We start from the raw sequence: 24481 nt of genomic DNA on the forward strand, positions 1-24481 counted from the left end.
AGGAAAATTCCAGTTTCATTCGCACAGCGTGTTAATTTTCGGGCACTTCTTTGTACGTTTTTGGGCAGAAGCAAAATTGGCAGAAAATCGATTGGAGCCCCGTTTTTACTGCTATTTGATTTCATAGTCGCGGATTTTGTTTTGCAGCGACTGCCGGGGAATGTTCAGCAAAAGTGCCGCTTTCGAGACATTTCCCCCTGTTTTCGCCAGCGCTCGCCGGATCAGCCGCGTTTCCAGAGAAGCGACCGCTTCCTTGAGAGGCACAAGCTCATCTTGTTCTTCCTGTGCTTCCTGTGCCTCCTGTTTTTCCTGGCCCTCGCCTGCTCCCGTCACTTCCCCGTAATCCTCTCCAATTGTTGCTCCCCACGCTTTTCCTTCCGAAGCGGCTGTCTGTTCGGGTGCCTGCTCGTCCCTCAGGTGGTTCATGATCGGCTCCAAATCGCTGCGTTGAAGCGTTTCGTCACCGTCTTCCTTGAGCTGCAGGGCAAATTCGACGACGTATTCAAACTCCCGGATATTCCCCGGCCAATCGTGCATCTGCAAATACTCGTACACGCCTTTGGCGATGTGGCGGACGCTTTTGCCCATCAGATGGTTGTACTTGTTGATAAAATAGGGCAGGAGCAGCTCGATATCCTCGGGCCGCTCGCGCAGCGGCGGCAGGTGCAAGGCCATCACGCACAGCCGGTAGTACAGGTCTGGGCGGAGCTGTCCATCCTTGACGCACTGACGGGGATGCTTGTTGGTGGCAGCGATCACCCGCACGTCTACTTTGCGGACATGCTTGTCCCCCAGTCTTCGGATGAGGCCATCCTCCAGCACACGCAGCAATTTTGCCTGCAGGGAATGGGGCATCGAGTTGAATTCGTCGAGAAAAATCGTGCCGCCATCGGCCAGCTCGAACAGCCCCGGATTGTCCTCCGCCCCGGTAAAGCTGCCTTTCTTCGTCCCGAACAGGATGCTCTCCATCAGGCTTTCGGGAATGGCCGCACAGTTCTGGGCGATAAAAGGCTTGTGCGAGCGGCCGCTTGCATGATGCAGCGCCTGGGCGAACAGCTCCTTCCCCGTGCCCGTCTCACCGAACAGGCAAAGCGGCGAGCGGCCGCGAGCCATTTTCTTTGCTTGCCTCTTCAGCTCCAGCATTTGCTCGTTGCCCGTCACGATATCGTCCAGCGTGTATCTGGCTCCTTCCGGCTGGATATTCGCTTGCTCCGCTTTGCTTGGTATGAACAGGCTGGCGTCCAGTTCGATCAGCTCGTCTACCGGCTCCCCCCGCTTGCTGATATCCTTGGACAGCTCAATCGCCCCGATCACCCGCCCGTTTGTCTTGATCGGCAGCGTAACATTGGTCGTTTCGATTTTTTTGCCGGTAAAATCAATGATTTCCTGACGCTTGCGAAAAGTCGGACGCCCCGTTTTCAGCGCATGGTAGAGTGTACTTGTTTGTTCATTCAGCATAGGAAAGGAAGTAAACAGATTTTCCCCGACGATTTCATCCGTCTTCTCGCTCCCGGATGCGAAGCGGGGGTTGAATTTCACCGAAAAGAGGATCGTTCCCGACGTATCGATGATCGTAATTCCGTCAATATACGTGATCTCCTGCAGCAGCTCAACCCGATGCATGCGGTCCGCCTCCTTGTTCACAAAGATTTATCCCATCTTATCAACACTGATCGGGTTCTACAATCATTTCGATTCGTTCGTTCAATTGATTTAAAGCTACTTCTTTCTTTGAAACTATGTTACGATTTTGATGAAAGTAAACAACGTTGTTTAACATCAAAAATATCCTGTAGGAGTTGTATACACATGGATACAGCAGTAACCAAACGGGTAGAAAAAGACTTCCTCGGCGAAAAAGAAGTGCCGAAACACGCCTACTACGGTGTACAAACGCTTCGTGCCCTGGAAAACTTCCCGATCACCGGATATCGAATCCACGAATCGCTGATCAAGGCGATGGCGATGGTAAAAAAAGCGGCAGCACTTGCCAATATGGAAACGGGCCAGCTCAACCGCCGCATCGGAGAAGCGATCGTTCAGGCGGCACAAGAGATTATCGATGGCAATCTGCACGACCAGTTTATCGTCGATCCGATTCAGGGCGGCGCCGGAACCTCGATCAATATGAACGCCAACGAAGTCATCGCCAACCGTGCGCTGGAGCTTCTCGGCTTTGAAAAAGGCGACTACTTCCAGGTCAGCCCGAATACGCACGTGAACATGTCCCAGTCTACGAATGACGCTTTCCCGACTGCGATCCACATTTCCGTACTGATGATGCTGGACCAGCTACTCGCGACGATGGATAGCCTGCAGGAGTCGTTCTCGCAAAAAGCGAAAGAATTTGACAGCGTTATCAAAATGGGCAGAACCCATCTGCAGGACGCGGTTCCGATCCGTCTGGGCCAAGAATTTGAAGCGTACCGCAAAGTGCTGTCCCGGGACATCCTGCGAATCTCCGGCTCCCGCCAGCATCTGTACGAAGTAAACATGGGCGCGACTGCCGTGGGAACCGGCTTGAATGCGGAGCCGCGCTATATCGAGAGTGTCATCAAGCATCTGGCTTCGATCACAGGCCTGCCGATCAAAGGCGCATCCGATCTGGTCGACGCCACGCAAAACACGGATGCTTACACAGAAGTGTCCGCGGCCCTCAAGGTGTGCATGATCAACATGTCCAAAATCGCCAACGACCTGCGCCTGATGGCTTCCGGACCGCGCGCCGGACTCGGGGAAATCTCCCTGCCTGCCCGTCAGCCAGGCTCCTCCATCATGCCAGGGAAAGTCAATCCGGTCATGGCCGAGGTGGTCAATCAGGTGGCGTTCCAGGTAATCGGAAACGACCACACCATCTGCCTCGCTTCCGAAGCGGGACAACTGGAGCTGAACGTCATGGAGCCGGTGCTTGTCTTTAACCTGCTGCAATCGATCAGCATCATGAACAACGCCTTCCGCGCATTCAAGGAATACTGCCTGGACGGCATCCGTGCCAACGAAGAAGTGATGAAGGCTTACGTCGAGAAGAGCGTGGGCGTCATTACCGCCGTCAACCCTCACCTCGGATACGAAGTGGCGGCACGCATCGCCCGCGAGGCGATTTTGACGGGCAAATCGGTGCGGGAGCTGTGCCTTGAGCACAATGTTCTGACCGAGGAAGAGCTCGATCTGATTCTCGATCCGTACGAGATGACCCATCCGGGAATCGCCGGCGCTTCGCTGTTGTTTAAAGACTAAAGAGATCGCCGTACAAAAACGGAAAAGCTCGTTCGTAAACCATATGCTTTCAAATAGGAAGACCGGCTCCGCCCCGCATCGAGGGGGGAGCCGGCTTTTTGTGTTGTTTTTGCAGACTGTCGGAGCAGGCCGCCTTTTTGAGAAAGGGGCTCTGCAACTCTTTGTGGCTGTAGAGCATGTCCGGCTTCCAAGCCTCTAGCTCTCCGAGGCGACATTCCTTTTGACTCGGGCGGGTTCAGGAAGGAGAAGATTCAACACGGAAGCTCCGACCAGCAAAACCACCGCAATGTAGAATGACATATTGTAATTTTCAGTCTGACTAAACAATAATCCAGGCAAGTAAGCGCCAAGCGCGGAGCCTAGCTGGTGGCTGAGAAACAGCCAGCCGACAATGAAGCCGAGCGACTGCTTGTTGAAGTACTGCGTCGCCAGCATTTGCGTGGGAGCGACCGTCGCAAAGTCGACAAGGCCGAAGGAAATGGAGAACAAAAACAACAGAGACGGATGTGCGGCAAATACCAGCAGCAGCTCGGGATCGCTGACGAACACGAGCAGCAGTACGATAGTTGCAGCCCTTGCCGCATACAGGAGGGCCAGAAATTTTTTATTGCTCCAGCGGTCTGCGACCACTCCCGACAGCAGCGTTCCCAGCGTATTGAAGGCCGCGAGCAGGCTGACCGCCGACCCGGTTACGACCGCGGAAAAGCCGCACAACTGGGCGAACGGGATGAGGTGGGTATCCATCAAACCGGTCGTCGTAAAACCGCAGATAAAAAACGGCAGGATCAGAAACCAGAATCTTCTCGTGCGAAACACGTTTTCCGCCAATTGGCCGCCTGGGCTCTCGTCTGTCCCGTTTTCAGTGCCTTCCGCAGCTCTGTCGCCTCCGATCGGCTGGATACCTTTTTCGGAAGGATGATTGCGCAGCAAAAGCAGCAGGACGGGAAAGACGATCAAAATCAGAAACGCGCCCAATACTGCGACGGCCATCTGCCAGTCATACCAGTGAATCAAAAACAGCGAGGCTGGCACAACGATCATTTGCCCGACGCTGAAGCCGGCTTCCATCAACCCGAAAGCGAGGCCCCGCCTTTCCTGAAACCAGTTTGTCACCACAACGGTGGCTGCCACGTTCGACGCCCCGCCCACTCCGAGCGAAGCGATCACGCCGTACAGAAGAAAAAGCTGCCACGGCGAGGTCACAAAATACGTCAGGGCGATGCTTATCCCGACCAGCAGTGCACTGACTGACAAAATCATCCGAGCGCCGAAGCGGTCGACCAGCTTGCCCACCACCGGCTGGGATATGCCGTATACGATGAAGCTCAGCGTAGAAATGAGTGAGATCGTGCCTCTGTCCATCGAGAATTCGGTCTCCCACGGCTCGATAAAGGCGCCGAAGGAAAGGCGAACGCCCTGGACGGCCAGCAAAGCCAAAAACGTGACAAACAATACAATCCAAGCATAGTGAATCTTTTTCTCCATCTGCTTCTCCCCACTTGTAAAAGATGCTTCTTTGCCGTTCAGGCGTCCGATCCTCGGAGTTGCCCATCTATCCGTCCCTACGGCAGACCGAAAGTCAGTCCATTCGCCGTAAAGGCCATCCGGGCATCCGGACGATGGATTACGCTTCTTTCTCCAATCCGAGCCTGGTCAGCATGCTTTTCAACATCGCAAGCTCTTCTTCCCGAAAAATGGACATGGCCTCCCGGTTTACCTCGTCGCTGATCTCGTTGAGCGGCTTTTCCAATTCTCTCCCCCGCGGAGTCAGGTAAATCAAATTCGTCCGGCGGTCGGTCGGAGACGGCCTGCGCTCGATCAAGCCCATCTGCTCCAGCCGATCCAAGAGGCCTGTAATCGTCGCTCCATCCAGACGGAGCCGGCTGCCCAATTCCACCCCTTTTTGCCCATCCTTTTCCCAGAGAACGTGGAGCAAGACAAATTGCACCGGAGTGACTCCGTACTCGCTCAATCGCGCTTTTTCCAGCTGGAAAACCTTCTGGTACGCCTTTCCCAACAAAAAACCAAAGCAGTCCTCGATTCGCTCCATGATGACCCTCCCGTTCATTCCCAAAACTTTTTGAAAAGAATAACATAGGCTCACACGATTTGTACACAAAAAGTTTGTATGCAAATTATTTATGTGCAAATAAAAAGCTTGCTCCTCATGGGAACAAGCTGACATGGCAGAGACTCGGCTTGTCTATGCTCTCATATCCAGTCGATAACCTTATTTGCCGCCGGGCTCGGCTTTGCAAAATGGCATAGAGCCATTTTTCCTCATCCGTGTTTGGCCGGCAGCCAGACGGTAAAGGTGGCCCCTGCCCCTTCCTCGCTCTCGACGCGGATTCTCCCTCCGTGGGCGTCGACGATCCACTTGGCGATGGACAGTCCCAGCCCCGTCCCGTCTGTTTGGCGGGAGCGCATCTTGTCCGCGCGGAAAAAGCGGTCGAACACGTACGGAATGTCTTCCTTGGCGATCCCGATCCCGTTGTCTTTTACAACGAGGGTAATGCCCTGCCCCTCCCGCTTGCAGCTCACCGCAATTTTTCCTTGCTCATTCGAGTATTTGAGCGCATTGTCGAGCAAAATGACGAGCAGCTGCTGAATCCGCTCCTGGTCCCCGTTCAGCTCCAGCGGCTGCTGGATGTCCGTCTCGATTTCGATGCCTCGGACAACAGCCAGCTGCCGGAACGTGTGGACGCTTTTTTGGACCAGCTCATCCATGGCCACCTTTTGCTTGAGGATTTGCAGCTCATTGGAGTCGGAGCGGGCCAGGGTCAGTAGATCGCCGACCAGCTTGTTCAGCCGCCTGGTCTCCTGAATGCTGACCATAATGTGCTCGCTCTCCTCCTCAATCGTCCGCTCCGGAGAGCGAAACAGCCTCTCCAGATTGACCAGAATCACGGAGAGCGGCGTTCGCAGCTCATGGGAAGCGTCCGCGATAAACTGCTGCTGCTTTTCCCAGGAAAGCTGGATCGGAACAAGCGCCCGCTTGGCCAAAAACAGCCCCGCAAACAGCGCGATCAAAATACTGGCAAGACCGCCGATTCCGAGCACATAGAGGAGCGTATCGAGCATCTTCATCTCCGGCTCCAGATTGTAAATCAGCTGAATGTGGCTGACATTTCGGATGAATCCGCGGTCGATGACGCGCTTGTCCGTGGTCATCGTATAGACTCGGTACACCTGCCCGCCGACCGTCACATTTTCGATTTCCTTGCTCCGATCTACGGGGTGGAACAGGTTCAAGTCGCCATTTTCAAGCGATTCGCCGTAATCCTTGCTGATCAGCCCGCCCCGGTCGTCCCACAGCAAAAAGACGATGCGCCTGTCGACATCGGGCAGCCGCTTGCGCTCCGGCTTCAGAAACGGAGGCGGCACCTGCACGAACCATTTGCCCGACCGGACCAGCTCTCTGTCCACCTGTGAAAACAAGCGGTACTGAATGGAGAAGTAGAGCGCGCTTCCGAGCGCGTTCAAGAGCAGCACAAACACGATCGTATTCAAAATAACCAGGCGAATCCTCGTCTTTTTAAACATTCTCCTTTTGTCCCTTCAAAATGTAGCCGACATTGCGAATCGTCCGGATGTAGTTGTCGCATCCGTACTCAGCCAGTTTTTTGCGCAAATAATGCACGTACAAGTCGACGATCCCGTAGTTCGCCTCCGAATCGATCCCCCAGATTCGGTCGAAGATTTGATCTCGCGTCAATATTTGCTCCCGGTTGTGAAGAAAATACTGCAGCAGATCGTATTCCTTTCCGGTCAGCTTCAACGGATGCTCGCCCACGAAGCCGTCGTGTTCATTTGTCTTCAGCGAAATCGGCCCGTAGGATACTTCTCCGTCGGCCGAATACTTGCCGTTTCTTCTCAGCAGCGCTCTCGTGCGGGCCAGCAATTCCTCCACGGCAAAAGGCTTGACGAGGTAATCATCAGCCCCGGCGTCCAGACCTTCGACCCGCGACTCTACGCTGTCTTTGGCGGTAAGGAGCAGAACCGGCGTAAGCTGTCCTTTTGCCCGCAGCTTTTTCACGAGTGAGACGCCATCCAGACCGGGCATCATGATGTCCAGGATGAGCAAGTCGTAGATGCCGCGCTCGGCGAGCAGCAGCCCTTCATCGCCCCGCTCGGCCTTGTCCACCTGATAGCCCTCCTCTTGCAAAACGCCGCAAACCGCTTCCAGCAATGCGAGTTCATCTTCTACTGCCAAAATCCGCATCGTCACACCTCCTGATGCTTCAGAAAGGTGGCACCCGAAGAATGCCACCCCTGTCCATGTTATCTATTCATTATACTATTCTATTTTTCGATGCTCGCCGTTTTCAGCTTCCGCGAAGGCCGGAAGATGTTGGAGAGCTTTTTCAGCCTGCCGGAGAAGTCGTCAAGAATCGTGTAGACGACGGGAATGACGATCAAGGTCAGCATTGTCGAGAATAGCAACCCGCCGATCACGACAGTGGCCATCGGCGATTGGCTTTCTCCTCCTTCGCCGATCCCGAGGGCGAGCGGGAAGAGGCCCAGCACCGTACACAGCGTCGTCATCAAAATCGGCCGCAGCCGGATCGGCGAAGCGGTCAGGATCGCCTCGCTCCGCTCCATCCCCTGCCTGCGGAGAATGTTGATAAAGTCGATCAGAACGATCGCATTTCGGACGACGATCCCGGTCAAAAGGATGATCCCGATAAAGGCGGGAATGCTCAGTGTCCGTCCGGTCATCCACAAGCTGAAGCTCGCGCCGAAGAAAGACAGCGGCACGGACAGCATGATCGACAGCGGATAGACGAGCGACTCGAACTGTGCCGCCAGGATGATGTACACAAGCACCACGGCGAGGCCAAAGGCGAGAATCATTCCCTGGGTCGTTTCATCCAACTGCTGGTTTTGCCCTTGCTGCTCGATGACGTAGCCGGGCGGCACAGGGAAGTTTGCTACGACTCGATTGACTTCCTCGGCGACGCTGCCCAAATCTCTTCCCGGAGCAAGCATCCCCGTCACATTGACCACCCGGGCCTGATTGTAGCGCTGGATGGCTTGCGGTCCCCCGGCAATGGCGACGGTCGCCACATCCTTCACCTGGACAACCTCTCCCTTCGGAGTGGTGATCAGCAGGTTTTCGATATCCTGCATGCTGGCCTGCCCTTCCTTGTCGAGCTTCAAGGTGATGTCGATCTCGCTTCCCCCCGCCTCCATCCGGGTCGCCACCTGATCGCGCAAGGCGGTCTGGATCGTGCTGGTCAGAGACGACTGGGTAATGCCGAGACCAGCCGCCTTGATGCGGTCAAGCTTGATCTGGATCTCCGGCCGGGACTCCTCCAGCGTATTGTCCGCCTCGCGGATGCCGTCCACCTCGCTGATAGCGGCAGTCAACCTTTCGGCGAGATCCTTCAAGGTCGCCTCATCATTTCCCCGCAGCGCGTAGGAAATCGGCGAAGATCCGCCGGAAAAGCCTTGTCCGCCCATACCGGGAAGCATCATGCCGCCAGTCTCGCTGATCCGTACGCGCGCTCCCGGGAAGCGGTTCAGTTTGTTCCGCAGATCGTCTACGACCTCTGCTGTCGTCCGGCTGCGCTCTGACGAATCGGACAGGATCAGCAAAAAGGAAGCCGCCGAGCTGTTCGCGTTGCCGCCGCGGGTTGCGTTGGCGCTGCCCAGCGTGGAGAAGATCGTCTTCGCTTCGGGGACATGTGACACGATCTCATTTGCTTTCGTCAGGACTTCTCTCGTTTTTTCCAACTCCGTCCCGTTCGGCAAGGAGATGGAGATGTTGACCTGTCCCTGATCCGATGTGGGCATCACTTCCATGCCGATAAAAGGTACGAGCCCCGCGCCAGCGACCAGCGAGGCGAGGCCTATCGCGATGACGCTCTTCCGGTGGCCGAGAGACCAGGCCAGGACTCGCTTGTAAAATTGGACCAGCCTGCTTTTCGCGTCTGCTTCCTCGTGACTTAGCTTTTTCGCATGTGAAGCCGTCCATTTGGCCGCGAGCATCGGTGTGACGGTCAGCGACACCACCAGTGAAGCCAGCAGGGCAAACGAAACGGTTACGCCCATATCCTTAAACAACTGTGCCGTCACGCCTTCGACAAAGACGATCGGGAAAAACACGGCAACCGTGGTCAATGTAGCCGCGATCACGGGCATCGCCACTTCCTTCGTGCCCGAGACAGCCGCTTCCTTGATGGACAGTCCTTTTTCCCGGTGGCGGTGAATGTTTTCCAGCACGACGATGGCATCGTCCACGATCATCCCGATGCCAAGGGTAAGCCCGCCCAGACTCATCGTGTTGATCGACATATCGGTAAAAAACATCAGGGCAAACGTGGCGATGACGGAGATCGGAATCGCTGTGCCGATGATCAGCGTGTTGCTTATGCTCTTCAGGAAAAACCAGATGATAAAGATGGCCAAAATGCCCCCGATCAGCGTATCGTGGACAAGCGTATTGATCGATGCGCGAATAAAGGCAGATTGATCGGAAATGCTGAACACCTTCAGATTGGCGGACAGAGTGCCTTGCAGCTTCTCCAGCTCCTGGTTGATTTGATCGACGACGGCAACTGTATTGGTGCCGGACTGCTTCATGATGGAAAGGGTAACCGTCGGCTGCCCGTCCATTTTGCTCTCGATCGTTACGGCTTTATAGCCATCCGTGATGAGTGCGACATCCTCCAGAAATACCTGGCCTTCGCCGCGCAGCGGTATGGATACCTTCTTGATGTCATCGATAGAGGCGAGCTTGCCGACAGAGCGAACCGTATAAGTAGTCCCGCCCTCTGTGATGGTGCCGCCCGGCGAATCGATATTCTGGTTGCGGAGCTGCTGGCTGATGTCGGCCAGCGTAATACCGTATTGCTCCAGCTTGCCGGGATCGACCCGGACCGTGATTTCCCGCTCCAGTCCGCCGGACACGGTCACAGACGCGACGCCGTCTACCCGTTCCAGATAGGGCACGATTTGCTCATCCACAAAAGAGCGCAGCTGGTCAGCGCTCATCTCGGAGGAGAGAGCCAGAGTCAATACCGGTGAGCTGTTTGGGTCAAAGCGCATCACTGTCGGGGAATCGGCATCATCCGGCAGCGACCTTCTGGCCCGTTCCACCTTCTGCTGAATCTCGGCGACGGTCCCGTCAATATCCGTTCCGTAGCCAAACTCGACGATGACCTGTGACGTGCCTTCGCGGGAGATGGACGTGACCGACTTGATGCCTGCAACCGTCGCCACAGCCTGCTCGATCGGCTTGGTCACCAGATTTTCCATCTCTTTCGGGCCGACCCCCGAGTAGCTCGTCGATACGGCCACAGTCGGTATTTCAATCGGCGGATAAAGATCGATCGGGATTCGCGTCAAGGAGAGGATTCCCAAAATTACGACCATGAGAATGCCCATCATCACGGTCACCGGACGACGAATCGAATGATCAGAGATATGCATGGGGTTCACCTATCCTTTTGGTCTTGCCGGACGCTCTTGATTTTCCGATCCGTTTGTCGGTGCGTTTTGCGGGTTTTCCGGGTTTTGTTGATTCTGCGGGCCCCGCTGGCGCTTTCCGCTATTTTCCTGCTTGCCTGCATCCTGCGAAGCGGCGGACTGGTTTGGATCAATGACGACAACAGACGATCCGTCTGCAAGCGTGTTCTGCCCCTTGACCACGACCTCTTCACCGCCGGAAAGTCCTTCGAGGATTTCGACCCGCTCCCCGTCCGATTCTCCGCGCTTGACCGGGACGAGCTTTGCTTTCTGCTCTTGGACGATGTAGACATAGTCCTCATTTTCCCGGGAGATAATCGCTTCGCGGGGAACGATCAACGCATCATGCGGCTTGCCTGTCATCTCGATGGAAGCGATCATGCCTGCCTTGAGCTTCAGACTCGGATTGGCGATCTCGATTTCGATCGGGTACGACTTGGTCGAGTCTGCCAGCGGACTGACAGAAGCCACCTTTCCTTTCGTCGTGAGCTGAACGGCAGGAACGTTGATCTCGACCTCCTGGCCGTTCTGGAACAGACCGACCTGGCTTTCCGTAGCCTGCGTTTTCACCTTCATCGTCGTCATATTGATGATTTGCGCGATCTCTGTATTGCTGCCGACATTCGCGCCGACAGAAACAGGAAGGGAACCGATCACGCCGTCAATCGGCGCTTTTACGACCAGGTTGGACGCGTTGAGCTGAGCCAGTGCCAGATCGGCCTGGGCCTGCTTCAATGACGCTTGCGCCGATGCGAGCGAAGCGGCGGTCGGTCCCTTTTGATCCAGCTTCAGCTTCTGCTTCTGGTTTTCCAGACTGATCGCGGCACTGTCGAGCGCTGCCTTCGCTTTTTCGTATTCTGCCGCCGAGATGGCTCCCTGCTTGTACAAAGCTTCTGTGCGCTCCAGCTCCTTTTTGGCCGCGTCGTACTTGTTTTGCGAATCGGCAAGCTGATTTTGCGTCTGGGCTACCGTTTCTTCAGGAGTCCCCTCCTTGGCTTCCTCGTATCTCGCTTGCGCAGAGAGAAGAGACGCCTGGGACCGCTGCAACTGGATTTTCGCTTCTTCGCCATCCAGCGTCACGATGGGCTGCCCCGCCTTGACCTGGTCGCCTACGTTTACATGAACCTGGGTAATCCGGCCGCTCGCTTTTGATGTCAGCGCCACCTGGCTTTTCGCCTCCAACCTGCCGCTGAGAGACAGCTTTTGCCCAAACAGCTCCTTGTCTGCTTTTTTCACTTCCACCGGGATGGCCCTCTGTGCGGCTCCTGCCCGTTGTCCCATGCCGCCCTGCTGCGGCGAGCATCCGGCCAACAGGCCAAAAATCGCGAGGATGGCGGCGGTCGTTTTTATTTTGCTGGACCTCAAACTGGCTTCCTCCTTCTTTCTCTACCAAACTGTGACAAATCAACCCGCATGAAAAATCCCTGTCTCTTCCAATTAGGTCTTTGGGTCCAATTAAAGCACGTCTTTTTTTGAAAAAGATTTGAAAAAGGCAGGTGATCGATTCACCTGCCCGAAACTGCTCTCGTTGTGTGGAAGCGGAGGCGCTTAGTTTTCTACGACGACCTTCTCCGGCTTTTCTCCCCGTTTGTGCTCAAGCTGTTTTTGGATGGACTCTGTCAGGTTAGCCTGAAGCTTGTCTGCCTGCTCCTGTGTGATTTTGCCCGCCTTGACTGCCTCGGAAAGCTGGTCTGCGCGCTGTTTTGCCAAAAGGGCGACCACTTCATCCGTATCCACTCCTTGTGCTTCGGCGACTTCTGCCAGCGATTTGCCGGCCTTCAGCTCTGTCTCCAGCTCTTCAGCGGTGAGATTGAGCAGCTTCAGCAGCTCTTCGCTTTTGAAAAATCCGAAGCCGCGCGGGCCGAAGCCTTTATCCTGATGGGTGCTTTCGACCATTTTTTGAATGCGCTCAGACGCGTTTTCGCTCATTTTATCGGCTTGCTCCTGGGTCAGCTTGCCTGCTTTCACGGCCGCTGCCAACTGCTCCTCCTGGTGCTTGGCGATCAGGCTCACGACATCTTCGACGGATACGCCCTGTGTTTTGGCGACGTCTGCGAGAGATTTGCCAGCCTTCAGCTTTGTATCCAGCTCTTCGGCGGTGAGATCGAGCAGCTTCAGCAGTTCTTCGCTCTTGAAGAAAACGAAACCGCCGTGTGGGCCGAAGCCTCTGTCCTGGCGCGTGCTTTCAACCATTTTTTGGATGCGCCCAGCGGCGTTTTCCTTCATTTTATCCGCTTGCTCCTGGGTCAGCTTTCCGGCCTTCACAGCCTCTGTTAGCTGCGCTTCCTCCTGCTCTGCGATCAGTTTGACGACATCCTCTACAGACACGCCTTGTTCTTTGGCCACGTCCGCGAGAGACTTGTCTGCCTTCAGTGCCTCCTTCAACTCGTCTGCGGAGAGGTTCAAGAGCTTCAGCAGGTCTTCGTTTTGATCCAGCCCTTTTCCTTTGAGGAAGAAGCCTTTTCCTTCGCCTCCCTTGAAGCCTTTGATCACAATTTTATGTTGGTCGGCTTTGTTTGCAGCTTGCACAGACGTTGCCTGATCGTTGGTTGCAGCGTATACACCGTTGATCGTTCCTGCACTCAGCACCGCAGCCAGCGCCCCCAGCGCGATTCCCACTTTTGCTTTGCTAAACATATTATCATCCACCTTTCTCGATTTTTCGTCTTGTACCTAGGCACAGCTTTAGTCTAGTCGGGGAAATTTTGATTTGTTTTTGAGAACTGTGGAAAAGTGGGGGAAAAACTGTGGAGGTTTGCGGAGAACAGGTGGAATGCATAAGGACACTGTGCCAGTCGCTTTGAATGGAAACAGGCTTCTCTGACGATCTGGAGACACTGAAACGCTCCCCCGAGCAGGCTGCTTTTGGACGCGGTTTTGCTTTTGGAATGGAGACGGACAGTCCAGTCCCCCCGCAGTGTCCCACCGAACCTGCTGCTGTTTTCTCGTTTTTCATCTCCCCCACCAAAGCCTGTCCGACCACCCCAAAAAAGAGGCTGCGGTGGAGGGAAGTCCCCCACCAGCAGCGTAGATTCATTTCCGTATATTGCTCTTCGTAGCCAGATCGGTATAATACTGGGTCTCCTTCTCAACATCAGCCGTAAACTGTGCCGAATCCGCGTAAGCAGGCTCCACTTGAAGTTCGTGCAGCTTTTTCACAAAGTCGGGGTCACTGGTCATTTTGGCAACGACAGCCTCCCACTTCTTGATGACCGCTTCCGGTGTGCCTTTCGGGAACGACACACCCGTCCACCAGAAAACGGTCAGTCCGTCAATGCCCTGCTCCTTTGCAGTCGGTACATCGGGGAGAAACGGACTTCTTTCTGTCCCGCCGACGGCCAATATCTTCACTTTTTTCGCCTGAAGCATGGGGTTGATTTCCCCGATCGTATGGATAGCCACTACCGCGTGGCCTCCCGCTACCTTCGGAACGGAGTCGGACGCCCCTTTTGTCACGATCATCCGCGTCTTGGCAAAGTCCGCGTCAATCATGTCAAACCATTGAGCTACGCCAAATGCTGAAAAGCCTGCTGGACCTACCGATGTCCAGGTCAACTGATCGGGGTTCTCCTTCGCCCATTGGGAGAAAGCGTGAAAATCGTTCCACGGAGCGTCTTCCTTCACAGCAAAGGCCATCGTTCCTTTCCCGATGCGGGCGGTGTAGATCTGGTCGTTACTGGTGATCAGGGAGTCCTTCATCCCCGCAGTCAGCATCGTCGTGTTGGATACATTGACGGCCAATACGGTATATCCGTCGGGCTTTGCCTGCTTCAGCGCGTATTCCGCGCCTACTGTACCGCCGCCTCCCGGCTTGTTGACCACGACGATGGGCTGGCCCCACTCTTTGCTTACATAGTCGGCGGCAGCCCGGGCTACCAGGTCTACCCCGCCTCCTGCCGAATAAGGGACGATGTATTCAATCTGTCTCGTCGGGTAGGCGGGCTCCGACTGTCCAGCCGATTGATCTGTGGCCGGCTGCTGTGGAACCGCCGGGGATGCAGGCGGCTGGGCCTGCCCGGCACCGCAAGCCGTCGTGGCAACTGCGATCAAGAGAGAAAAAGCGATGCGAAACCAAACATGGGCTGCTTTCAACCAAAATTCCTCCCGTACTTGTGTATCTAGCTGACGTCTATTCCCCGCTCCCGCTCTTCCTGCACCCTCTTTTGCGTCCGCCTGTTCAACACAAGAGAAATGATCAGCAGCGCTGCGGCCGCAACAAGGATCACCGATGAGATCGGGCGCTGCAGGACAATCGCCAGTCCCTCCGCTGACATGGCCGCCGTCTGGATGAGCGACTCCTCGAGGAGCGGTCCGAGGATGAAGCAGAGCACCAGCGGTACCACGGGCCATTTATACGTGGAGAACAGGTACCCGAGCCCGCCAAAAAGAAAGGCGACGAAGACGTCGAACATGCTGTTTCTTACCGAATAGGCCCCGATGGTGCAAAAGATCAAAATGATCGGGGCCATTATTCCATACGGCACTCTCGTCAATTTGACCCACAGCCAGACCATCGGCAGATTGAGCACCAGGAGCATGGCATTTCCCACGAACATGGAGGCGATTACCGCCCAGACGAATGTGGTATTTTGCTCAAAAAGCACGGGTCCCGGCGTAAGACCGTAAATCATCAATCCCGCCAACAGAATGGCGAGCGGCGGTGAAGAAGGGATTCCCAACGAGAACAGGGGAATAAAACCGGCGCTGCTCGTCGCGTTGTTTGCCGCTTCCGGCGCAGCTACCCCCTCCATCGCCCCATGGCCAAACCGTTCCGGGTGTTTCGATACCTTTTTCTCCAGATCATAGGCGAGAAACGACGTAATAGCGGCCGAGCAGCCCGGCAGAAGTCCGAGGAAAAAACCTACGAGTCCTCCCCGCACCATCGGCTTTACGCTTTTTTGCAGATCAGCCTTGGACGGGTAAACGCTCCCCGGATTGCCGATCACCGTCGTCACCCGTTTTTCCTCGATTCCCTTCAATACTTCCGTGATGGCAAACAACCCGATGATAATGCTGATCATATCGAGGCCGCCGACCAGCTTTGCGCTGCCGTAATCAAACCGGGGGACCCCCGTGGAAGGACCCAGTCCGACAAGTGACAGGGCGTACCCGAATGCCCCCATGATGAACGCCTTGAGAAAAGAACCCCCGGAGAGGCTGACCATCAAGGTCAAGGCCAGCACCATCAAGGCCAGGTATTCGGGCGGGCCAAATTTGAGTGCTTGATCCGCCAGGACGGGAGCAAAAAAGACAAGCCCGATCACGCCCATGATTCCAGCCACAAACGAGCCGATAGCCGAGATGCCCAAAGCCGGTCCGCCTTTCCCCTGCTTCGCCAGAGGGTATCCATCCAGACAGGTCGGCACCGAGGACAGCTCTCCCGGAATGTTCAGCAAAATCGCTGTCGTGGAGCCTCCGTACATGGCCCCGTAGTAAATGCCGGCCAGCATGATGATGCCTTGCGTAGGTTCGAGAACAGCCGTAACCGGAAGCAGGATGGCAATAGCTGATGTAGGCCCCAGTCCGGGCAGTACGCCTACAAAGGTCCCGACCAGAGCGCCTAGAGCAGCCATCAACACATTTTCCAGCGTCAGGGCCTCCGCAAAGCCGGACAGCAGAAGATGCAAGGTATCCATAAGCAGCAACCTTTCAAAAGAAGAATCCGGTCGGAAACGCAATCTTCAGCCAAACCACGAAAACCGCGTACAAGCACCCCGTCAGGACAATCGCCATCGCGATGGAACGGCTCCATTTGTACGAGCCGATGACGCGAAACAAGGCAATGGAAGCCAGAAAGGTAGCCAGCACATATCCCACAATGTCAATCACCAGCGCGTAGAGAAGCAGCACAAGAAGACAAGGGAGTACGCTCTTTGGCCGGAAGCCACTCTCTGCATCAGTCTTCCTCTCTTCTTTTTTGTCCCGAAAGGAATGAAAAAGCAATCCCGTGCCTAGCGTGATGAGCAGAAGCCCCAAGGTGGCGGGCAGGGTGTGGTCCCCGACATACTGTGAGGGAGAATATGCGTGCAGGCGAAAAGCCTCCAGGCTGACGACGATTCCGATCGCAATGGATAGCAAGGCACCAAAAAAGTCAGGCAGGTTATACGGAAGTCTCACATCATCACCTCAGCATCTGAACCATACAACAGCCTATGGCACAGAGGCCTATAGTGTTACGTGAAAACAAAAACTCGCCACCGTTTGGCGAGCTATTGAATCCCTTGGGACTTTTCTCGTTTTGCTGGCATCATCTTTTGCCTTACTCGGACCCGAATGTTTTTCTTTTTGCTCAGGGAAGATGGGCTATAATGGGAATAACCGAAATACTCAGGGTTTTCATCCATGTTGACGCTTGGAAAAACACCTTCATGGAGGGAGCATGCTTAATCCTGCCGATGTGCTGTTAAAAACGAAGATCAACCTGCCTGTATTCAAGGATAAAGCCGTGAACCGAGGACATTTGCTGGAGATGCTCAGCACCGGCCAGCACTGCCGCCTGACATCTATCTGCGCTCCTGCCGGTTTTGGCAAAACAACGCTTTTAGGGCAATGGATTTTCCACACAAACGTCCGCGCGGCTTGGGTATCGTTGGACGAAAAAGACAATGACCTCAGCAGGTTCTGGCGATACGTGGCCTACTCACTCGCCTCCGCTTGTTGCCCGCAGTTGACTGAGCGCATGACTCCCTTGCTCGATTCGCTCTCCGGCAGCTCTGTTTATACGATGATTGACGCCATGATCAACGAGCTGGATTTGCTGCCGGATCACGCCAGCTTGATTCTGGACGATTTGCATGTGATTGCGAATCAGCAGATCCATGAAAGTCTTTCCTACCTGATTGAATATCTTCCTGGAAACATCCATCTGTACCTTTCCAGCCGCGCCGCCCTGCCTTTCTCTGCAGCAAAGTGGAAATTGCGCGGCGAATATAACGAGATTGACGCTCCTTCACTCCTGTTCACGCGGGAGGAAGCTGCCCATTTTTACAAGGATGTAGCGCAATTGTCCCTTTCTTCGAGCGAGCTTGAAAAATTGCTCGGATTTACCGAAGGCTGGGTGGCGGGACTGCAGCTATTTGCCATCTCCCTGCTGGCCAGCTCGAACTACGACCGGCTGTTGCAGCGGATGTCCGGGTATGACCGAAATGTCGCCGATTACTTGTTGCACGAAGTCATTTCCGGACTGCCGGAGGATATTCACGACTTTTTGCTGCAAACCTCCGTGCTTCAGCGACTGGACTTTCAAAGCTGCGATGTTGTGCTGCAAAGGACGGACAGCCATGCCATGCTGCAGCGCATTATTACTCTGAACCTGTTTATTCTCCCGCTAAATGAAGAACGCACCTGGTATCGGTACCACCATTTGTTTTCGGAATTTCTGCAAAAGGAACTGCTCATCAAGCATCCTCAGGCATGGAGCGAGCTTCACCGGAGGGCAAGCGCGTGTTTTGCCGAACGCCAGATGATGGATGAGGCCATCGAGCATGCCCTGCTCGCCAAAGACTATGCGCTGGCGGTCAAGTGGCTGGAGCAGCATATCGTCACAGTGCTGAAGCGAGGCGAATTTTCCACCCTGCTCCGCTGGTTCGAAGCGTTTCCCGAACCCGTCAGGACTCTTTCCCCCGTGCTGCTGCTGCTCTACGCCTTTACCTTGAATGTCGTCGGAAAATTCGACCGCGTCGATCCGCTGCTGGACGATTTGGAACGGAGCATAGCGGATGTCACTGAAGAGCAGCGTCAGGAAATCCGGAGCGGCATCTTTTTTGTCAAAGCCAATCTCGTGTTCTCTACGCGTCGCTTTGAGGAATGGTTCGCCCATGCCGATCTCATCTATGACGTCTTGCCGGAAAATCCGCTTTTTTACAATCTGAATTTCAATACGAGTGAACCGCTCATCAGGCGGACTGCATTTGGACTCAAGGGACTGCTCTCTGCACAAACAGAAGAAGTGGGCAAACGATTCATTGCCATTCTCCAATCCCACGGTTGGCAGGATTCCTTGATCAACCTGTATGTAGTCCAGGCCCTCGCCGAAGGGTACTATGATTGGGACAGGCAGGAAGACAGCGGGACGCTTCTGAAGCAGGTGGAATGGATCGCCCTCCAAAAGCAGGTGGCCGGATTGCTCGTCCCCAATCGGATTACGCTTGCCCGCTTGCGCCTGGTAAAAGGCGAGTACGATTCTGCAAAAGAAGCGATCGACGAAACAATTGTCACTGTGAAAGAATGGACGGAATATCACTGGCTGCCTTCTCTGTACGCCTTTCGGGCGCGGATCGATCTTTTGGAAGACAATCCATCGGAGGCAGAGCGCGTCATGGACTTGCTTCACCTGTCCGCACAGGATAAACCGACGCTGGACAAGGAGCTGGAGTATCTGACTTTTGTCCGTCTTTTGGAGGCAAAAGGGAACACCACCGATGCACTGCGCATATTGGAAACCCTCAAGCCTTTGGGCAAACGCGATGGCTGTCTTTTGAGCATGGTGGAAATCCCGGTTCTCCAGGCACTGATCCATCATAAGCTGGGGCACCGCCTGCAAGCATTCCGCTACCTGCATGAAGCCCTCGCCCTCGGAGAGCAAAACGGCTATATTCGCAGCTTCCTGGACGAGGGAGAAAGGATGGCCCGCTTGCTGCGGGATTACGGGAAACAGCGGAGAATCGTTGCGAAACGCCAGGAGTGGGAAGGAGTTTCCTGGGACTATGTAAATAATCTGCTGGATCGGTTTGCCGCAGGGAAGCCGCGAGCCGGTAGTCCTCCTGCCCTTCCTGCCGACGGTTTTCCGGAGCCGCTTACCCAGCGTGAGAGCGTCATTCTCGGACTATTGGGACAAGGCGCAACCAACCAACAGATCGCGGCAGAGCTTGATTTAACCGTGGGGACAGTAAAGGTGTATTTGAACCGCATTTACGGGAAGCTGGGGGTTTCCTCCCGGACGCAAGCTTTGCTGAAGGCGCAGGATTTGGGGTTGATTGCTCCTTAGCGGTTTGCCCCTTTTTGACTAGCAAACGAGTTGCGTTTGTAAGAGAATGTTTGCAAAGCTAGGATGCTTTTTTAGCGGCTGCGGTGCAGAGAAGCCTGTTTCCATTCTGCGCTCCGGTCTTCGTCCTGCAGGGCAGCGGAGACTGTCCGCTCCGCAATGATCCCGAGGGAATCGCAAAACGGCGCGCAGCTTCGCAGCGGATTCATAGGTTGCGATTCTGTTTCCTCGGGATCACTGCTCCGCTGGGTGGGACTTCGCTAGTCGCTCCGACTGGAAACAGGCTTCTCTGGCGAGCAGAATGGCTTCTTCCAGCTTTAAAATGCTTGCGGGATATTTCATGGCGCCAAAAGAATCAAGTCAAGGTTTTTCAGCAGGCTCACTTCTGATTGTCTATGGCTGCGGCAAACCTGATCCCGGTAAGTTGACGGCGGTTCTTTGATTCGAACCTCCTTTCAAGCAAGCCTCTTTCAAGCCAGCCTCGCTCAAAACCGTTCGGGCTTATGTCCGAACGGTTTTTTGGATAGAATCCAGCATCTGTAGAGATGAAAAAGGAGAAAACCGCGAAGGGCTTTGGGACACTTCCCGGGCGAAATGGAAAAAGCAAAACACGCTTTTAAGCGTCCAACTCTGGGACACTCTCCCGAGCAGGCTGCTTTTGGACGCGGTTTTGCTTTTGGAATGGAGCCGGCCAGTACAGCTCCCCGCAGTGTCCCACCGAACCTTGAGCGGTTTTCTCCTTTTTCATCTCCTTCACCAAAGCCCGTCCAACCGCTAAAAAAGAAAAGCTGTGGTGAAGAAAAGCCTGGGCCCACTCTCCGTGCCAGTCTTCGTCCTGGACTGAAACAGAAATCTGTCCAGGCTTTCTAAAAACCTGTCGGTTCTCCCAGCACTGAAAATCTCAGCTTCTAGTCAAAAATCGAAACGGTTTTGCCAAGGGAGTCAGTGCCCGTACACAAGTCGGAATCAAAATCTGTCAAACACATGGCATGAGTGACCGTCAACGGCTGCTTCTGCAGCATTTCGTGGATTTGCTCATCGCTGTAAATGTGATACGGATGATGATGAAGAAAGCGGATTCGCCACACTTTTTTGCCGTGCAAGGATTGAAAGAAGGACGTCAAATGACTGCATATCTCCTCTTTTTTCGAGAATGCCTGCTCGCATGCGGGACAATAAAATTCCATATCGATTCCTCCCCATCGCGCTATACGTGCCATGTTGACGAAAAGGATTATGTGTAAAGATAAATCATATAATACATATATGTCAAGTCGGAATTAATGTGATACGTTGTCGCCCCTCTTTGCAAAAAGGGGTGGCTGCCGGGCGGATGGCATAACGAAAACCCGCTGCACGCATTGTTCTTACACAGTCGGCAGCGGGTACAGTTTTCCCTGATAGGCAAAGCGAGCTCTTCCCGTCTCTTCGGAAACCACGAGCACGAGCGCGTCGCTCCGTTCTGTCAATCCCAAGGCAGCGCGGTGCCTTGTACCGAGGCTGGGATCACCCAGATTGTTGTCGGAGAGAGGCAGCACATTCCCCGCTGAGACAATCGAGTTTCCTTGGATCAGCACAGCGCCATCGTGCAGCGGACTTCCGGGATAAAAAATGGACTCCAATAGCGAGCTGCTTACCGTGGCCCCAACCGGTGTCCCCTTGTATATCCATTGGTCGAGCGGCTCATTTCGCTCAATGACGATCAAGGCGCCGTGTCTGCGGCTGGACAGATGTTGGATGGTCAGGGATAAATCCGGGTATTTATCGGTAAAGGGCGCCAAGTAACAATAGAGATAAAAGGAAGCGGCTGTCGATTCAATCTGGAAGAATCCCCGCTTGATCTGGTCCAGGTTTCCCAGAACGCAGTGATTTTCATCTCTCATCGAGACCAAACTGTGCTGGATGTCGAGGATTAGCTGTTGCAAATCACTCTCTACCTGCAGTTTCATCGGAGACATATCGCAATCTCTCGGCTCCATCGCCATCACTTTGCACTGTACCTCCCTTCATGCAAACCGGATTTGCCACAATGCCACTACGTACAGCATTCCATTTTCTCGCAGGAATATACGATACTCCCTGTTTTGCTCGGTCCGGCTATTCTTCTGCTCGACTAAAAAACGGCACACAAAAAAGCACAAAAAAAAAGCAGGCTTTAACCGAAGAAAAGCCTGCCTGCATCCTGTATTTTTTACTTTTTCAACGCCTCGACACAGTCAATCAATCGATCGATTTCCTCCACCGTATTGTACAAGGAGATGCCTGCGCGGACCAGCCCGCCCATATCTTCCAGTCCCAGAGTCTCGACTACGCGCATGGCGTAAAAATGGCCGCCCCAGACGAACAGTCCCTGTTCGCCCAAAGCCTTCGCCACGTCTGCCGTATGTACGTCCTGTACAGTGAAGGAAACAGTGGGCGCCCGCAGCCCTTCTCCAAACGGCTGGCCATATACACTTGCCTGCGGCAAGGCTGAAAGCCTGTCGTACAAGTAACGGGCGACGTGCTCTTCATGGTCATGGATCAGCGCCATGCCGCTCGTGAGCTGCTCGCGAAGGCTTTCACCGTTCCCAAACGAAGCGATATAATCGACGGCTGCTCTCACCCCCGCCAATGCAGCAAAGTTCAACGTGCCCGTTTCGATCCGGTAGGGAGCCTCCGCCAGCTGCGGCCGGAGTCTGTCGGTCGGAATGTGGTCCAGCAATCCGGGACGGCTGTACAGCACACCGACGTGGGGACCGTAAAACTTGTAGGCGGAGCATAGCAAAAAGTCGGGATCAAGCGCCGCCACATCCATCGGGAAATGCGGGGCGTAGTGGACGGCATCCACGATCATCCAGGCACCGACAGCCCGTGTCCATTCCCTTATTACAGTCAGGTCATTGACGGTACCGAGCGAGTTCGATGAGTACCCGACCGCGACGATCTTCGTCTTGGGGGATAGAAGCGACTGCAAATGGTCCATATCGAGCTGCCCGCCCGATGTCATCCTGACCGAGTGGATGACTGCTCCTTTTTCAGCCAGCGTTTGCCATGGTCCGCGATTGGCTTCGTGGTCGAGATCGGTGATGATGACCTCGTCTCCGGCAGAAATGAGGCGCGACAGCGCTCTGCTGAGAGAAAAGGCGAGCGTGGTCATATTGGCCCCAAACGAAATGCTGCCGGGAGAAGCAGCCCCTAAAAAAGCGGCCATCCCCTCCCTCGTTCTCTCCACGATCACATCCGTTTCCTCGCTTGTCACAAACGGGCCGTGGGCATTGGCATTGCTTGTCTCATAGTACTGGGCGATGGCGGCGATGACCTGCGCTGGCACCTGGGTTCCTCCCGGGCCATCCAGATAGGCTGCGCAGTTGTCCCCAACCTTCCGCTGCAAGGAAGGAAAGTGGTTCCGGTAACGATGTACGTCAAAGTCCATGATCTGCTCCTCCTCCGCCTTTTTATGCAGAATATTCTAACTATATGATGGATTGTACACTTCTTTTCCTAAAAAAAGAAGGCCAGTATTCAAAAGCCCGTTCTGCCACGCACTTGCCCCAGTGCGGCCGGCTTCCGTCCCGCGCGGTGAGACCGTACTCATCTGACAGTCCCAGCTACTGAAGTTCTTACTGAACATGATATATGACAGCTCCTGTCATATAAAAATGGTATGATCAAAAAAGCAACCGGTATGAAAACCGGAAAACCGTTTCGGATCAAAGGAGGACTTTCCTTGCGGGCAGATCGATTGCTTTCCATCTTATTGCTGCTGCAAAACCACGGCCGGCTGACGTCCCGGATGCTTGCGGAAATGCTCGAGGTTTCCGAAAGGACGATTCACCGCGACATGGAGGCTCTAAGCGCGGCGGGAATCCCCGTTTTTGCCGAACGCGGTTCACAGGGCGGATGGTCGCTGTCGGAGGGATACCGGACCAATTTGACAGGGATGACGACGGAGGAGCTTCAATCGCTGCTGCTTGTGCATCCTTCCAGCCTGCTGAGCGATCTCGGCCTCAAAAATCGGTTCGAGGCTGCCTTCCAAAAACTGCTGGCAGCGTCCTCGGCAAAAGCACGCCGTGACGCCGAAGCTGTTCGCCAGCTCATCCACATCGACGGAGCTGGCTGGCACCAGTCCGACGAGTCGTTTCCTTTTCTCCCTGCTGTACAAGAGGCTGTATGGGCGAGCCGAAAGCTGTTCATCTCCTACCAAAGAGAGGAAACCGCTGTGGAACGAACTGTTTGGCCGTTAGGACTGGTGGCAAAACGAAGCGTCTGGTACATGGTCGCGCAGGTGGACGGCGAAGTTCGCACCTATCGGATTTCCCGCCTGCTTTCTGCCCGGATGCTTGACGAAGCCTTTGAGCGGCCGGCCGATTTTGACCTCGCCCGTTACTGGGAGCAGTCTACCGAGCAGTTCAAGGCGAATCTGCCGACCTATCCCGGGCGCGTGAAGCTTGTGGAAACGAGTTTGTCCCGCTTTCGCCAGGAGCGTTATGCCAAAGTCATTCATACCGCTCCCGCTGCCGACGGGTGGATCGAAGCCGAAGTCGAATTTCAGACTTTGGACTCTGCTTGTGAAATTGTCCTCGGACTCGGGTCGCGCATAGAAGTCATTGAGCCGCTCGAGCTGCGCGAGAAGGTCATCGCAGAGGCAAAGGCCATCACCGCCCTGTATCGCCAGTCAGAGAAAGAGGCATGACGCCTCCTGTTCGGTCCAGCCTTTTAAACAGGGAACATCGTCACATTCTGCCACCCCCCTGCACAGCAATAACCTTCTTACACTTCAACCGCCTTTCGTTACCCCCGACTCCATTGCTC

18 protein-coding genes are annotated in these 24481 nt (G+C 54.7%); 3 read left to right on the top strand and 15 right to left on the bottom strand.

Going from position 1 to position 24481, the window contains the following annotated elements; genetic code table 11:
- Positions 1–111: 111 nt before the first annotated feature.
- Positions 112–1623, bottom strand: a complete 1512-nt coding sequence (locus NSQ24_RS20495; protein WP_024983431.1) for a sigma 54-interacting transcriptional regulator — start codon at positions 1621–1623, stop codon at positions 112–114.
- Positions 1624–1809: 186 nt separating this feature from the next.
- Between NSQ24_RS20495 and aspA the strand changes: the two genes are divergently transcribed.
- Positions 1810–3237 carry an aspartate ammonia-lyase gene (gene aspA, locus NSQ24_RS20500; RefSeq protein WP_003389605.1) on the top strand — a complete coding sequence of 476 codons (1428 nt, stop codon included), beginning with the start codon at positions 1810–1812 and terminating at the stop codon, positions 3235–3237.
- A 195-nt stretch (positions 3238–3432) separates the two neighbouring features.
- On the opposite strand, the gene NSQ24_RS20505 is transcribed toward aspA, so the two are convergent.
- From NSQ24_RS20505 to NSQ24_RS20550, 10 genes are all read right to left on the bottom strand, one after another.
- Entirely contained in the window at positions 3433–4722 is a 1290-nt protein-coding gene (locus NSQ24_RS20505; RefSeq protein ID WP_024983432.1) for an MFS transporter, read from the bottom strand.
- A 139-nt stretch (positions 4723–4861) separates the two neighbouring features.
- Complete coding sequence (locus NSQ24_RS20510; protein WP_031931922.1) at positions 4862–5287, bottom strand: MarR family transcriptional regulator; 426 nt, start codon at positions 5285–5287, stop codon at positions 4862–4864.
- Positions 5288–5517: 230 nt separating this feature from the next.
- Complete coding sequence (locus NSQ24_RS20515) at positions 5518–6780, bottom strand: ATP-binding protein (protein WP_003389608.1); 1263 nt, start codon at positions 6778–6780, stop codon at positions 5518–5520.
- Positions 6773–7459, bottom strand: coding sequence for a response regulator transcription factor (locus tag NSQ24_RS20520; protein ID WP_339166485.1), 687 nt, complete (start codon positions 7457–7459; stop codon positions 6773–6775). Before NSQ24_RS20520 ends, NSQ24_RS20515 begins: the two co-directional genes overlap by 8 nt.
- 80 nt (positions 7460–7539) lie before the next feature.
- Positions 7540–10671, bottom strand: coding sequence for an efflux RND transporter permease subunit (locus NSQ24_RS20525; RefSeq protein ID WP_171506691.1), 3132 nt, complete (start codon positions 10669–10671; stop codon positions 7540–7542).
- Between the two features lie 9 nt (positions 10672–10680).
- Complete coding sequence (locus tag NSQ24_RS20530; protein WP_024983435.1) at positions 10681–12072, bottom strand: efflux RND transporter periplasmic adaptor subunit; 1392 nt, start codon at positions 12070–12072, stop codon at positions 10681–10683.
- 183 nt (positions 12073–12255) lie between these two features.
- Positions 12256–13344 carry a hypothetical protein gene (locus NSQ24_RS20535; protein ID WP_171506690.1) on the bottom strand — a complete coding sequence of 363 codons (1089 nt, stop codon included), beginning with the start codon at positions 13342–13344 and terminating at the stop codon, positions 12256–12258.
- A gap of 396 nt (positions 13345–13740) precedes the next feature.
- Positions 13741–14799 (bottom strand): tripartite tricarboxylate transporter substrate binding protein, encoded by a 1059-nt coding sequence (locus NSQ24_RS20540; protein ID WP_003389614.1) that lies wholly within the window; start codon positions 14797–14799, stop codon positions 13741–13743.
- A gap of 26 nt (positions 14800–14825) precedes the next feature.
- Positions 14826–16343, bottom strand: a complete 1518-nt coding sequence (locus NSQ24_RS20545) for a tripartite tricarboxylate transporter permease (protein ID WP_024983437.1) — start codon at positions 16341–16343, stop codon at positions 14826–14828.
- Positions 16344–16356: 13 nt separating this feature from the next.
- On the bottom strand, positions 16357–16824 hold the full coding sequence (locus NSQ24_RS20550) for a tripartite tricarboxylate transporter TctB family protein (RefSeq protein ID WP_024983438.1): 468 nt from the start codon (positions 16822–16824) through the stop codon (positions 16357–16359).
- Between the two features lie 262 nt (positions 16825–17086).
- Here NSQ24_RS20550 and NSQ24_RS20555 point away from each other — a divergent pair, with 262 nt between their 5' ends.
- The gene (locus tag NSQ24_RS20555; RefSeq protein ID WP_339166487.1) at positions 17087–19693 is read left to right on the top strand and encodes a LuxR C-terminal-related transcriptional regulator; all 2607 of its coding nucleotides are present in this window, start codon (positions 17087–17089) and stop codon (positions 19691–19693) included.
- A gap of 71 nt (positions 19694–19764) precedes the next feature.
- Here the strand turns inward: NSQ24_RS20555 and NSQ24_RS20560 are convergent, their stop codons facing one another.
- The 4 genes from NSQ24_RS20560 to NSQ24_RS20575 form a co-directional block, all read right to left on the bottom strand.
- Complete coding sequence (locus NSQ24_RS20560; protein WP_255320259.1) at positions 19765–19899, bottom strand: hypothetical protein; 135 nt, start codon at positions 19897–19899, stop codon at positions 19765–19767.
- 699 nt (positions 19900–20598) lie between these two features.
- A complete protein-coding gene (locus NSQ24_RS20565; protein WP_003389619.1) occupies positions 20599–20877 on the bottom strand; it encodes a hypothetical protein in 279 nt (92 codons plus the stop codon).
- Positions 20878–21057: 180 nt separating this feature from the next.
- Positions 21058–21669 carry a sporulation-specific diadenylate cyclase CdaS gene (gene cdaS, locus NSQ24_RS20570; RefSeq protein ID WP_024983442.1) on the bottom strand — a complete coding sequence of 204 codons (612 nt, stop codon included), beginning with the start codon at positions 21667–21669 and terminating at the stop codon, positions 21058–21060.
- Positions 21670–21881: 212 nt separating this feature from the next.
- Positions 21882–23102: a cysteine desulfurase-like protein gene (locus NSQ24_RS20575; RefSeq protein WP_024983443.1), complete on the bottom strand. Its 1221-nt coding sequence runs from the start codon at positions 23100–23102 to the stop codon at positions 21882–21884.
- Positions 23103–23396: 294 nt separating this feature from the next.
- Here NSQ24_RS20575 and NSQ24_RS20580 point away from each other — a divergent pair, with 294 nt between their 5' ends.
- Positions 23397–24362, top strand: coding sequence for a YafY family protein (locus NSQ24_RS20580; protein ID WP_003389622.1), 966 nt, complete (start codon positions 23397–23399; stop codon positions 24360–24362).
- Positions 24363–24481: the final 119 nt, after the last annotated feature.

The organism is Brevibacillus sp. FSL L8-0520, assembly GCF_037963895.1.
GTDB classification, from domain to species: domain Bacteria; phylum Bacillota; class Bacilli; order Brevibacillales; family Brevibacillaceae; genus Brevibacillus; species Brevibacillus borstelensis.

Excerpts from the sequence above, each read along its gene's own strand:
- NSQ24_RS20495 (WP_024983431.1), bottom strand. The coding sequence starts at position 1,623 with ATGCATCGGGTTGAGCTGCTGCAGGAGATCACGTATATTGACGGAATT.
- aspA (WP_003389605.1), top strand. The coding sequence starts at position 1,810 with ATGGATACAGCAGTAACCAAACGGGTAGAAAAAGACTTCCTCGGCGAA.
- NSQ24_RS20505 (WP_024983432.1), bottom strand. The coding sequence starts at position 4,722 with ATGGAGAAAAAGATTCACTATGCTTGGATTGTATTGTTTGTCACGTTT.
- NSQ24_RS20510 (WP_031931922.1), bottom strand. The coding sequence starts at position 5,287 with ATGGAGCGAATCGAGGACTGCTTTGGTTTTTTGTTGGGAAAGGCGTAC.
- NSQ24_RS20515 (WP_003389608.1), bottom strand. The coding sequence starts at position 6,780 with ATGTTTAAAAAGACGAGGATTCGCCTGGTTATTTTGAATACGATCGTG.
- NSQ24_RS20520 (WP_339166485.1), bottom strand. The coding sequence starts at position 7,459 with ATGCGGATTTTGGCAGTAGAAGATGAACTCGCATTGCTGGAAGCGGTT.
- NSQ24_RS20525 (WP_171506691.1), bottom strand. The coding sequence starts at position 10,671 with ATGCATATCTCTGATCATTCGATTCGTCGTCCGGTGACCGTGATGATG.
- NSQ24_RS20535 (WP_171506690.1), bottom strand. The coding sequence starts at position 13,344 with ATGTTTAGCAAAGCAAAAGTGGGAATCGCGCTGGGGGCGCTGGCTGCG.
- NSQ24_RS20545 (WP_024983437.1), bottom strand. The coding sequence starts at position 16,343 with ATGGATACCTTGCATCTTCTGCTGTCCGGCTTTGCGGAGGCCCTGACG.
- NSQ24_RS20555 (WP_339166487.1), top strand. The coding sequence starts at position 17,087 with ATGCTTAATCCTGCCGATGTGCTGTTAAAAACGAAGATCAACCTGCCT.
- NSQ24_RS20560 (WP_255320259.1), bottom strand. The coding sequence starts at position 19,899 with ATGAATCCGCTGCGAAGCTGCGCGCCGTTTTGCGATTCCCTCGGGATC.
- NSQ24_RS20565 (WP_003389619.1), bottom strand. The coding sequence starts at position 20,877 with ATGGAATTTTATTGTCCCGCATGCGAGCAGGCATTCTCGAAAAAAGAG.
- cdaS (WP_024983442.1), bottom strand. The coding sequence starts at position 21,669 with ATGGAGCCGAGAGATTGCGATATGTCTCCGATGAAACTGCAGGTAGAG.
- NSQ24_RS20575 (WP_024983443.1), bottom strand. The coding sequence starts at position 23,102 with ATGGACTTTGACGTACATCGTTACCGGAACCACTTTCCTTCCTTGCAG.